Below are 11,835 nucleotides of genomic sequence, written 5' to 3' on the forward strand. Positions count from 1 at the left end.
CTGTCATGGTGGTCATGCGTTTGTAGAGTCGAGCCATGCTCGACTCTACAGAAGCGCGCAGCCTGTGTTACCCGTAGCCGCCGTGCACCGGGTTGTGGCTGCGCACGGCCATCACCAACCCGAAGCCGGCCAGCAGTGACACCGCCGAGGTACCGCCGTAGCTGATCAGCGGCATCGGCACGCCCACCACCGGCAGCAGGCCGGAAATCATCCCGCCGTTCACCAGTACATAGACGAAGAACGCCAGTCCGGTAGCGCCGGCCAGCAGGCGCGAGTACGAATCGCGCGACTGGCTGGCAATCCACAGGCAACGCCCGATCACCACCAGGTACAGCGCCAGCACGGTGGCCACGCCGATCCAGCCGAATTCCTCGCTCAGCACCGAGAACGCAAAGTCGGTGGTCTGCTCGGGAATGAAGTTCAGGTGCGACTGCGAGCCTTCGCCCCAGCCCTTGCCATCGAAGCCGCCGGAACCGATCGCGATCTTCGACTGGATGATGTTCCAGCCGGCCCCCAGCGCATCCATCTCCGGGTCCAGGAACATCATGATGCGGTCCTTCTGATACGGCCGCAGCAGCCAGAACCAGGCCACCGGCGCAACCGCTGCCACGCCGCCCACGCCCAGGCCGACCCACCACCACGGCAGGCCTGCCAGCAGCAGCACGAACACGCCGCTGGCGGCGATCAGCACACCGGTGCCGAAGTCCGGCTGCAGCATCACCAGGCCGGTGGGCACGCCGATGATGACCAGGGCCACGAGCACGGTGTTGAAGCGCGGCGGCAACGGCATCTTGTGCAGGTACCAGGCCACCATCATCGGCAGGCTGACCTTCAGCAGCTCGGCCGGCTGCAGGTAGAAGAACTTCAGGTCCAGCCACTGCCGGCCGTATTTGCCGGTGCCCAGCACGAACACCGCCAGCAACGGGATCATCGAGATCGCATAGATCATCGGCGTGGCCGAGCGGATGCGCAGGATCGGCACCCGCGAGATGCCCCACAGCGCGGCCATGCCCACTGCGAAGCGCGCGCCCTGGGCCATCACCAGGCCGTCGCCACCAGCACTCTTCAGCGTGGCCAGGCCGATCACCATCAGCGCGGCCAAAGCCAGGCACAGCACCCAGTCCAGCGTGCTGAAGAAGCGGCGCAGCATGTCGCCGGCCCAACGCAGGAACACTCTCATCGTGCGGGCTCCGCGGCGGTAGGGCGTGACGTGGCCGGCAGCGCGGCAGCAGCCGGCGCCCCCGGCTGCGGCGGTGCGGGCGCCGGTTCCGGCGCGGGCACGCCGACCAGCACCGGGTGCTCGCCCAGCTGTGCCGCAGCAAGGTCACCGGCCTGGCGCGCGCCCACATCTTCGTTGTCGAACGCGGTGGCACCGATGGCGGTGGTGCCGCGCTCGCTGTCCAGCGGCTGCATGCCTTCAGGCATCTTGCCCAGCAGATAGGCGTCGAACACCTTGCGTGCGATCGGCGCAGCCGCCGCACCGCCGTAGCCGCCGCCCTCCACCGCGATCGCCAGCGCGATCACCGGCTGGTCGACCGGCGCGAAACCGACGAACAGCGCGCGGTGGCGCAGGTGCATCGGCAGGCTCTTCGGATTCACCGCGGCCGTGCCCTTGCGGCTGACGACCTGCGCGGTACCGGTCTTGCCGGCCATCGTATACGGCGCGCCGGCGGCCATGCGGGCCGCGCTGCCGCCAGGCAGCATGGTGGCCATCATGCCTTCGCGCACCGCCTGCAGATTGTTCGGGTTCGGGCTGACCGGTTTGCTTTCGCCCGGGTCGGTCGCCATCCAGTCATGGTCGAACCCCGCACGCTGCTGGATCACCAGATGGGGCGTGCGCAGCTGCCCGTTGGCCAGCCCACTGACACCCCGCGCCAGCTGCAGCGGGGTGACCTTCCAGTCACCCTGGCCGATGCTGATGTTGACTGTATCGCCCGGATACCAGGCCTCCTTGCGGCTCTTCCGCTTGTAGGCCGGCGACGGCAGGATGCCGCCGATCTCGCCGGTCAGGTCGATACCGGTCGGCTGGCCGAAGCCGTAGTACTCCATGTAATGGTCGAAGCGCTCGATGCCCAGGTCCAGCGCCAGCTTGTAGTAGTAGGTGTTGACCGACTGCGCGATGGATTTGCGCAGGTCGGTCCAGCCGTGGCCACCGCGGTGCGAGTCACCCCAGCCACGCGAGGTGCCGGGCAGATAGAACATGCCGGTGGACAACACCTTGTCTTCCGGGCGGCGTACACCCGAATCCAGGCCGGCCAGGCCGATCAGCGGCTTGAGCGTGGAACCGGGCGCGACGCCACCGAGCACCAGGCGGTTGAACTGCGGCCGCGACGGGTTGTCGTTCAGCGCCTTGAAATCGGCATGCGAGATACCGTTGACGAACAGGTTGGGGTCGTACGACGGCAGGCTGACCATCGCCAGCACTTCGCCGGTACGCGGGTCCATCGCCACGGCCGAGCCTTCCTGGTCGCCGAACGCGGCCACCATGGCGCGCTGCAGGTCGGCGTCGATCGACAGCCGCAGGTCGGCGCCGGACTGCGCGGCAACGCGGCCGATGGTGCGGATGGCACGGCCCTGCACGTTGGTCTCGACCTGCTCGTAGCCGACCTTGCCGCGCAGCTGCTGCTCGTAATAGCGCTCCAGGCCGGACTTGCCGATGTGGGTCAGCGCGGCGTTGCCTTCGCCGAGGATCTCCAGATCCTTGTCGTCGACACGGCCGACGTAGCCGATGATGTGCGCGAACAGGTCGCCATACGGGTAGCGCCGGGTCAGGTAGGGCTCCAGCTCGACGCCGGGGAAGCGCCAGCGGTCGACGGCGAAGCGCGCCATCTCCTCGTCGCTCATGCGCAGCTTCAGCGTGACCGGCAGGAACTTGCGGCGCGCCTTGCGCGACTTGTTGAACGCTTCCAGCTCTTCCGGGCTGATGCTGATGATCTTCGCCAGCCCTTCCAGGGTGGCGTCCATGTCCTTGACCTTGTCCGGGGTCACGTCCAGGCGGAACGCCGGCACGTTCTCGGCCAGCAGGCGACCGTTGCGGTCGTAGATCATGCCGCGCCCGGGCACTACCGGCCGCGGCTTGATGCGGTTGGCTTCCGAGCGCGTGGCGTAGACGTCGTGGTCCAGCACCTGCAGCTTGAAGTACCAGCCGCCCAGTCCCAGCAGGCAGACCAGCACGCCCAGGAAACCCAGCGCCGCGCGGCGGCGGAACTGTTCGGCTTCGGCGTGCGGATTCTTGACCTGGCGGCGCGGGATCATGGCTCAGCGCCCGCGCTTGCCGAAGCGCACCGCATCCAGCAGCACGAACACCAGCGGCCACAGGCCCATGCCCAGCAGCGGCGCCCACCAGTACGACCACGGCAGGGTGGGTTCACCCACCAGGATGTGCACCAGGGCGCTGACGATGCGATCGTTGAACAGCAGGCCGCCGATGGCCAGCATCTGCTGCGACATCGGGAAGAAGCGGATGCGGGCGCGGAAACGCTGCAGGATGAAGGCCAGCATCACCAGCCGCAGCGCCTGTTCGCCGAGCACGCCGCCGTACAGCAGGTCGGCGATGACGCCGCTGGCGAAAGCGATGCCCAGGCCGACCCGCTCGGGTGTCTCGATCACCCAATACGCCAGCACCAGCGCCAGCCAGTACGGGCGCAGTGGCTGCAGCAGCGCCGGCAACGGCAGCAGGCCCAGCAGCAGCGCCACCACCAGGCTGGCCGGCAGCACCCACGGATTGTCGCGCAGGCGGCTCATCGCTGGGCCTCCGGCGTGGTCGGTTGCCGGCCAGCGGCCGGCACTACCGGAGCAGCAGGATCAAGCGAGGATGCGGGGGCCACCGTCGGCGTCGCAGACGGAGCGGATGATCGGCCCACAGCCGGTGCAGGCGTTGCCGGCGTTGTGGTGGCCGGCGTGGTTGCAGCAGGCGCGGCTCCCGCCGGCGCGGCAGCGGTGCTGGCCGGGCCACCCGGGGCGGTTTCTTCCAGCTGCAGGCGCAGTTCCGGCGGAATGCGGATCGCTGCACCCGGGCGCAGCAGAAGCACGTCGCGGCCGCGATCAAGCTGTGCGGCCGGCTTCAGTTCGCCCAACAGGAAGGCATGGGTGTCGTCCGGGCGCAGGCCGGTGATGGTGCCGACCGGGAAGCCGGCCGGGAAACGACCGCCGAGGCCGGAGGTAACGATCTCATCGCCCACTTCCACGCCGGCGCTGAGCGGGATGTCGCGCAGTTCCAGCTTGTCGCCGCGGCCGTAGACGATCAGGCGCACGCCGTTGCGGGCCACGGTCACCGGCACGGCATGGTCGGGGTCGGTCAGCAGCAGCACGGTGGAGGTACCGCCGGTGACGCTGATCACCTGGCCCATCAGGCCGCCGGCATCGATCACCGCCTGGCCGACGTGCACGCCTTCGCGGCTGCCGGCGTCGAGCACCAGGCGCTGCTTCACCGGGTCAAGGTCGATATCCAGGATCGGCGCCAGCTGCACGTCCAGGCCACTGCGCTCGGCCACGTTCAGCAGTTCGCGCAGCTGGGCGTTGTCCAGCGCGGCGGTCTGCAGGCGGGTCAGGCGCGCGTTGGCCAGCAACAGCTGGTTGCGCAGTTCACGGTTCTCGTTGACCAGCTGGCCATGGCTGGCCGCCGAGTCCTTGACCTGGTTGCCGAGCTTGCCCGGCAGGCCAGCCAGTGCCCATACCGGCTGCACCAGGCTGTTGGCCTGCCCGCGCAGGTGCGCGAGCCAGCCGGCCTGGTCGTCAAGCACGATCAGAGTGATGGCCAGTGCCAGATAAGCCAGCAGACGCAGCGGGCTGGCGGCATCACCGGATCGGGAAGCAACGGGAGGTCCGGCGTAGGGCGGCACGGCAACGATTCAATTGGCAGAAGGCGGAAGGGGAACACGCGGGCGCCCCGCCGGTGCCGGCCCACCCTCGTGGTGGGCCGCACCCCGGAGGGGCGCTGCGGGCGCAGGCAGCCGGGACGGCTTATTCCGGCGCAAAGAACTCGTTGCCGTGCATGTCGACCAGCTCCAGCGCACGGCCACCGCCGCGGGCCACGCAGGTCAGCGGATCGTCCGCCACCTGCACGTGCAGGCCGGTTTCCTCGGAAATCAGGCGGTCCAGGTCACGCAGCAGGGCGCCGCCACCAGTCAGCACGATGCCGCGCTCGGCAACGTCGGCACACAGTTCCGGCGGGGTCTGTTCCAGCGCCAGCTTGACCGCGCTGACGATGCCCGACAGCGGCTCGTGCAGGGCTTCAAGCACCTCGTTGGAGCTGATCTTGATCATCTTCGGCACGCCCTCGGCGAGGTTGCGGCCGGAGATTTCCATCTCGATCACTTCCGCCTGCGGGTAGGCACAGCCCAGCTCGACCTTGATGCGCTCAGCGGTGGCTTCACCGATCAGCATGCCGTGGTTGCGGCGCACGTAGTTGGTGATCGACTCGTCGAAGCGGTCGCCACCGATGCGGACCGACGCCGAGTAGACGATGCCGTTGAGCGAGATCACCGCCACTTCGGTGGTGCCGCCGCCGATGTCGATGACCATCGAGCCACGCGCTTCAGTGACCGGCATGCCGGCGCCGATCGCGGCCGCCATCGGTTCTTCGATCAGGAACACGTCACGGGCACCGGCTTCCTCGGCCGATTCCTTGATCGCGCGGCGCTCGACCTGGGTCGAGCCGGCCGGCACGCAGACCAGCACGCGCGGGCTCGGGCGCAGCACGCGCGATTTGTGCACCTTCTTGATGAAGTGCTTGAGCATCGCCTCGGTATAGGTGAAGTCGGCGATGACGCCGTCCTTCATCGGGCGGATGGTGGTGATGTGGCCCGGGGTACGGCCCAGCATCTGCTTGGCTTCGGCGCCTACGGCTGCCACCGAGCGGGTGCCACCGATGGCACGGTCCTGGCGCACGGCCACGACCGATGGCTCGTTCAGTACGATCCCCTGCCCGCGCACGTAGATGAGGGTGTTGGCCGTGCCCAGGTCGATGGACAGGTCGTTGGAGAACATGCCACGGAGTTTCTTGAACATCTGAGGAAGGAGTCCTGAGGGGTGTCGTGCCCGCCGCGGGATGGCGAAAAAATGGGCAGAAATCGAGGCCGACAAGCCTAGCAACCCGCCTGCCGCCGAGCAAGGAAAAAACTAGCTGAACCCGCGTCTTCACAGGCTTTCGGCCTGATCGGGTCTCACCCGGTTCTGGCCCTGAGCGGCACCAGCGGGTAACCTTTGCGCCGTCGGGCGCCCAAGGGCGCCGTTTGCTTGCCCGCCGAACCGGGCCGGCCCACCCCAAAATTCACCGCATAGGCTTACATCGATGTCCGCTCTGATCTGTGGTTCTCTTGCCTTCGACACCATCATGGTGTTCCCGGACCAGTTCAAGAATCACATCCTGCCGGACAAGGTGCACATCCTGAACGTGTCCTTCCTGGTCCCGCGCATGCGCCGTGAGTTCGGCGGCTGCGCCGGCAACATCGCCTACAACCTGCACCTGCTGGGCGGCCAGCCGATCCCGATGGGCACCGTGGGTTCGGACTTTGGCCCGTACCGTGAGTACTTCGAAGGCCTGGGCATCGACCTGTCGCGCGTGCGCGTGATCGATGAGCTGTTCACCCCGCAGGCGTTCATCACCACCGATCACGACAACAACCAGATCACCGCCTTCCACCCGGGCGCGATGATGCGTTCCTACGAAAACCACGTGCGTGGCGTACCGGGCGTGACCCTGGGCCTGGTCGGCCCGGACGGCCGCGAAGGCATGATCCAGAACGCGCAGGAATTCCACGAAGACGGCATCCCGTTCATCTTCGACCCGGGCCAGGCCATGCCGCTGTTCAACGGCCCGGAACTGCGCGAGTTCATCGAGCAGGCCGACTACGTGGTGGTCAACGACTACGAGTCGAACCTGCTGCAGGAACGCACCGGCTGGGACGAGAAAGAGATCGTCAGCCGGGTCAAGGCCTACATCACCACCCGCGGCCCGAAGGGCGCGGTCATCCACACCCCGGGAAAGAGCTACGACATCCCGCCGGCGCACGAGCGCCGCGTGGTCGACCCGACCGGCTGTGGCGACGCCTTCCGCGCCGGCCTGATCTACGGCATCCAGAAGGGCTACGACTGGCTGACCATCGGCCGCATGGGCAACCTGATGGGCGCGCTGAAGGTCGAGCACCCGGGCACGCAGAACCAGCGCTTCACCTTCGATGAGTTCAACGAGCAGTTCAAGCAGCAGTTCGGTTACGCGCTGAGCGCGTAACCGAACTGCCCGCACATCTGATCGGTGGGTGTCGACCTTGGTCGACACTGCCGGCCAGCGGCCGGCACTACCGGAACCTCCGACCGACACGTGGCCTGCTCTCTGTAGAGCCGAGCCATGCTCGGCTTGCGCGCGCCAGCGCGATCCGACCGGAGGAGAGCAGCCGAGCGTGGGCTCGGCTCTACATCAGCAAGCGCCCTGCCAGGCAGCCAGCAAGGCGCGGCAATCAGCGAAATGCCAGTCGGCACGGCCCGGCCATGGGTTTTCCGGCAGGTTGACCAGCACGGTATGGGCGCCGGCCGCACGGCCGCACTCCAGGTCGTAGGCGTGGTCACCGACCATCACCGCCTCCGCAGCCCCGATCCCCCAACGCCGCAGATGCTGCTGCAGGCCATCCGGTGAGGGTTTGGGCACCGCTTCATCGCGGCCGATGATGTCGGCATCGTCGAACAACGCCCCGACCCCGATCGCGTCCAACGTCAGCTTCGCCAGCGCATGATCATTGCGGGTCAGGATGCCGAGCCGGCAGCCTGCCGCCGACAACGCGCGCAGCAGCTTCAGCGCACCCGGTGCCGGCAGTGCGTCCTCGGCCAGCGCGCGCTCATGATCCAGCAGCCACTCGCGCTTGGCCTGCGCCGGTGCGTCCGGCAACGCCGCAATATGGTCAAGGATGTCTTCCTCGGCCGCGATCTCCAGCGCGCGGCGGATCGCGGCGAAATCATGCACGGCGACGGTCAGCGTGCCATCCATGTCGAACACCCAGTGCCGGATCGCGGACAACGCGTGCACTGCGCTGCCCGCCGCAACCATCACTGCCACCACTGCGGCATGCGGCTGGCGTCGACGCCACCGGTTTCGAACACAGCGGTGCGGGTGCCACCGGCCTTGACCGGGAACTCGATGCTGATCGACTTGCCCTTGCGCGCCAGCTTCCACAGCGCCTTCTGGTCGGTGATGAACAGGGCAATGGCTTCATCGGTCTTCGGACGCCACGCCGCCATGGAAATCGGCTTGCCGTCGTCCACGGTTACTTTCACCGTGCACTGCGGGCAACGGAAATCGCCGGCCTGCAGTACCAGATACGCATGCCGCTTCCACTCCGGATGATCGCGGAACACCAGCTGCACCGGCTTGGCGCCGCTGCCATCCACGTCCACCCGTTCCTTGCTGTAGATCTGCGCCGAAACCTGGTTGCCCTTGTTGCCCACCGGGATCTGGTTGTACTGCCACAGCGCCTGCATGCGGCGCAGGTCGCGCGCGGCATCGCCCTTGGCCTTGACCGCGTCGAAGCCTGCGGCGATGCGCTCGGCGGCCGCGGTGTCCTTGTACTGGTCCAGCAGCGAGGCACCATGCAGGCGCGCGCGCTCCCAGTCCTGCGCGGCCACGGCCATGTCGTACTGCTTGGCCACGTCTTCGGCCTTGGCCTCCTTCTGCGCCTGCACGGCGGCTGCGGCGGCTTCCTGCGCCTTGCGCTCTTCCTCGGGGTTGCTGCAGGCAGCCAGGGCCAGGGTGCAGGCGGTGAGCAGGATCAGTCGTTTCATGGCGGAGGTCCTTCGTGTTTTCGCGATTCTGTAGAGTCGAGCCATGCTCGACTGGCCGTCCAACAGCCGTCGAGCATGGCTCGACTCTACAAAAAAAGCGCCGGGGGATGCCCGGCGCGTTTTCTTACTTGGCTTCAGCCTTGGCCAGCATGTCCTGGACCGAGGCAGTGGTGATCGGGTGGTAGCCCGGCTTGGCCTTTTCGAAGGCCTGCTTGGCCAGCTCCAGCCCCTTCGGGGTCTTCACCAGTTCGGCGTAGATCGGCAGGATCAGCTTGCGACGGCCGACGCGCTCGATGAATGCCGCCGCGCCTTCATTGGCCTGCTCGTAGCCGCTGCGGATCGCCAGCGGGTACCAGCGCATGGCGATCTCGCCATTCGGGGTGCCAGTGAAGTGGAAGGCCTTGTCCAGCGTGGCCAGCTTGTCCAGCGGCTGGGTCGCACCCAGGCCGTCGATGAAGCGCACCCATTCCTGCGTGCTCCAGTCGGCGATGACCTGGCTGCTCGGCACGGTGCCGGCGCTGGCGAAGGCGATGCGCGCGGTATCGACGCTGCTGAAGTTGCGCGACTGCGCCTTGGCAGCGAACGCCGGAATGCCCGGCTCGTCCAGCCACGCCTTCAGTTCGGCCTCGGTCACGGCCGAGGGATTCTTCGGCAGCAGGTTCTTCTTCATGTACGCGACGAACTGGTCGGTGTTCGCGCTCTGGAAGGCGTGGTCATCGAACCAGCCGCGCAGGAACGGATCGAAGGTCTCGCGGCCGAAGCGCTGCTCCAGGAATTCCAGGAACCACGCACCCTTGACGTAGGCGACCTGGCTGAGCGCTTCGTCGGGATCACGCTCGTTCAGCGGCGGCAGCGCCAGTGCCTGGTCAGCCGGGCTCATGTCCTTCACTTCGGCCAGCAGGTCGGTCTGGTCGATCTGCTTCTCCATCTCGGCCATTTCCTTGCCGTACAGGGCTTCGGTGATGCGGCTCTGGACGTAGGTGGTGAAGCCTTCATTGAGCCAGATGTCCTTCCAGCTGGCGTTGGTCACCAGGTTGCCCGACCAGCTGTGCGCCAGTTCGTGGGCGACCAGCGAGACCAACGACTTGTCGCCGACGATTACGGTCGGGGTGGCGAAGGTCAGGCGCGGGTTTTCCATGCCGCCGAACGGGAACGACGGCGGCAGCACCAGCATGTCGTAGCGGCCCCAGCGGTATTCGCCGTACAGCTTCTCGGCGGCACCGATCATCTTCTCGGTGTCTTCGAATTCCTTGGCGGCCTTGTTGACCATGGTCGGCTCGGCCCAGACGCCGGAGCGGCCGGAGATCGGCTCGAACACCAGGTCGCCGGCGGCGATGGCCAGCAGGTAGGACGGAATCGGCTGCGGCATCTTGAAGGTGTAGTCACCGTCACGCGCGGCCTTCGGATCGTTGTCGGCGCTCATCAGCACCATCACGTCCGGGCGCGAGACCACGTGCGCGCTGTAGGTAAAGCGAACGCTCGGGGTGTCCTGCAGCGGCACCCAGGAACGGGCGTGGATCGCCTGCGACTGGCTGAACATGAAGGGCAGCTTCTTGCCCTCGGTCATCGACGGTGCCAGCCACTGCAGGCCCGAGGCGGTCGGCGCGGTGTGATAGGTCACTTCCACCTTGGCCGGCTGTTCCGGAGCCTCGATGGTCAGCTTGCTGCCGAACACCTTGTCAGCGGCGGCCAGCTCGAACTTCAGCGGGCTGCGCGCGCCATCGGCGGCAACGGCCTCAACCTTGGACACGGTCAGCTCGCGGGTGTCGAGCACCAGCTGCTTGGCGTCCTTCTGCTTCCATTCCAGGGTGTAGGTGGCGGTGCCGCCGATCTGCTTCTGGTCGAAGTCCAGCTTCAGATCCAGTGCGATGTCCTTGATGGCGACCTTGTCCGGCTCGGCGTACGAGCTTTCGTCGTGGCTGCGGTTCTCGGCGTTCACGGGGGCGGCAGGGGCCTTTGTGGCAGTCGGGGCGGCGGCGGGCGCGGCCGCCTCCTGGGAGCAGCCGGCGGCCAGGGCCACGGCCAGCGGAAGGAGCATCAGCGGATTACGCATGAATCGGGACCGTTACGGGGATCAAACCCCAATGGTACCTCCCTCCGGCCCGGCAGGCGTTGCGCGGTGCGGGGTAATGCGGCCAAGGCCGATCCTGCGGCTGCGCCCCGGGTAGGTGCCAACCTTGGTTGGCACGAATCTTTCATCGCATGTGGCAGGCCCGTGCCGACCAAGGTCGGCACCTACCAGAGCGGATGACCGCAGCGGCCGAGTGCCAACCAGGGTTGGCACCCACCAGGGCAAGGCTTACAGCTTGTAGCCGGAGTGGATCGAAACGATGCCGCCGGTCAGGTTCTTGTAGTGGCAGCGCTCGAAACCGGCCTGCCCCATCATCGCCTTCAGTTCATCCTGCGGCGGGTGCTTGCGGATGCTCTCGGCCAGGTACTGGTAGCTGTCCGAATCATTGGCGAACAACTTGCCCAGCTTGGGCAGGATCTTGAACGAGTGGAAGTCGTAGATCGGCTTGAACCAGTCCGCGGTGACTTCGGAGAACTCCAGCACGCGGGCCTGGCCGCCCACCTTCAGCACGCGGTACATCTCGCGCAGGCCGGCGTCCTTGTCGGTGACGTTGCGCAGGCCGAAGGCGATGGTGACCAGGTCGAAGCTGTTGTCCGGGAACGGCAGGGCTTCGGCGTTGCACTGCACGTAGTCCAGGCCGAGCACCAGGCCGCGGTTGGTCAGGCGGTCGCGGCCGACCGACAGCATGCCGGCGTTGATGTCGCCCAGCACCACCGAGCCCTCGGCGCCGACGCGCTCCTTCAGCAGGGCGGCGATGTCGCCGGTGCCGCCCGCCAGGTCGAGCACGCGGTCGCCCGGCTTCACCTGCGCGGTCGCCACGTAGTAGCGCTTCCACGCCCGGTGCACGCCCAGGCTCATCAGGTCGTTCATCAGGTCGTAGTTGCGCGCGACCGAGGTGAATACCTGGCCGACCAGCTTCTGCTTGTCCTTGGCGGCGACGTCGCGGAACCCGAAATGGGTGGTACCGGCTTTGTAGGGGGATTCGCTCATGG

10 protein-coding genes are annotated in these 11,835 nt (G+C 67.2%); 1 reads left to right on the forward strand and 9 read right to left on the reverse strand.

The genetic code is table 11. The annotated features are described in order from the left end of the window. Positions 1 to 67: 67 nt before the first annotated feature. From rodA to M1L61_RS19760, 5 genes are all read right to left on the reverse strand, one after another. A complete protein-coding gene (gene rodA, locus M1L61_RS19740) occupies positions 68 to 1,180 on the reverse strand; it encodes a rod shape-determining protein RodA (protein WP_049413298.1) in 1,113 nt (370 codons plus the stop codon). Continuing rightward, positions 1,177 to 3,255: a penicillin-binding protein 2 gene (mrdA, locus tag M1L61_RS19745; RefSeq protein WP_235650879.1), complete on the reverse strand. Its 2,079-nt coding sequence runs from the start codon at positions 3,253 to 3,255 to the stop codon at positions 1,177 to 1,179. The genes rodA and mrdA overlap by 4 nt, the downstream gene beginning before the upstream one ends. A gap of 3 nt (positions 3,256 to 3,258) precedes the next feature. Then, complete coding sequence (gene mreD / locus M1L61_RS19750; protein WP_010481414.1) at positions 3,259 to 3,744, reverse strand: rod shape-determining protein MreD; 486 nt, start codon at positions 3,742 to 3,744, stop codon at positions 3,259 to 3,261. Further along, a complete protein-coding gene (mreC, locus tag M1L61_RS19755; protein ID WP_248853982.1) occupies positions 3,741 to 4,841 on the reverse strand; it encodes a rod shape-determining protein MreC in 1,101 nt (366 codons plus the stop codon). Before mreC ends, mreD begins: the two co-directional genes overlap by 4 nt. A gap of 121 nt (positions 4,842 to 4,962) precedes the next feature. After that, complete coding sequence (locus M1L61_RS19760; RefSeq protein ID WP_005419402.1) at positions 4,963 to 6,009, reverse strand: rod shape-determining protein; 1,047 nt, start codon at positions 6,007 to 6,009, stop codon at positions 4,963 to 4,965. A gap of 283 nt (positions 6,010 to 6,292) precedes the next feature. Here M1L61_RS19760 and M1L61_RS19765 point away from each other — a divergent pair, with 283 nt between their 5' ends. Continuing rightward, positions 6,293 to 7,231, forward strand: a complete 939-nt coding sequence (locus tag M1L61_RS19765; RefSeq protein WP_248853983.1) for a carbohydrate kinase family protein — start codon at positions 6,293 to 6,295, stop codon at positions 7,229 to 7,231. Positions 7,232 to 7,417: 186 nt separating this feature from the next. Here M1L61_RS19765 and M1L61_RS19770 read toward each other — a convergent pair whose 3' ends face one another. From M1L61_RS19770 to ubiE, 4 genes are all read right to left on the reverse strand, one after another. Then, complete coding sequence (locus tag M1L61_RS19770; protein WP_010481411.1) at positions 7,418 to 8,041, reverse strand: HAD family hydrolase; 624 nt, start codon at positions 8,039 to 8,041, stop codon at positions 7,418 to 7,420. Continuing rightward, complete coding sequence (locus tag M1L61_RS19775) at positions 8,041 to 8,772, reverse strand: hypothetical protein (RefSeq protein WP_109814554.1); 732 nt, start codon at positions 8,770 to 8,772, stop codon at positions 8,041 to 8,043. Before M1L61_RS19775 ends, M1L61_RS19770 begins: the two co-directional genes overlap by 1 nt. Positions 8,773 to 8,896: 124 nt before the next feature. Beyond that, entirely contained in the window at positions 8,897 to 10,825 is a 1,929-nt protein-coding gene (locus M1L61_RS19780; RefSeq protein ID WP_248853984.1) for a M1 family metallopeptidase, read from the reverse strand. 246 nt (positions 10,826 to 11,071) lie between these two features. Then, positions 11,072 to 11,833 (reverse strand): bifunctional demethylmenaquinone methyltransferase/2-methoxy-6-polyprenyl-1,4-benzoquinol methylase UbiE, encoded by a 762-nt coding sequence (ubiE, locus tag M1L61_RS19785; RefSeq protein ID WP_005411082.1) that lies wholly within the window; start codon positions 11,831 to 11,833, stop codon positions 11,072 to 11,074. Positions 11,834 to 11,835: the final 2 nt, after the last annotated feature.

The sequence above is a fragment of the Stenotrophomonas sp. NY11291 genome, assembly GCF_023277365.1.
Taxonomy (GTDB): domain Bacteria; phylum Pseudomonadota; class Gammaproteobacteria; order Xanthomonadales; family Xanthomonadaceae; genus Stenotrophomonas; species Stenotrophomonas geniculata.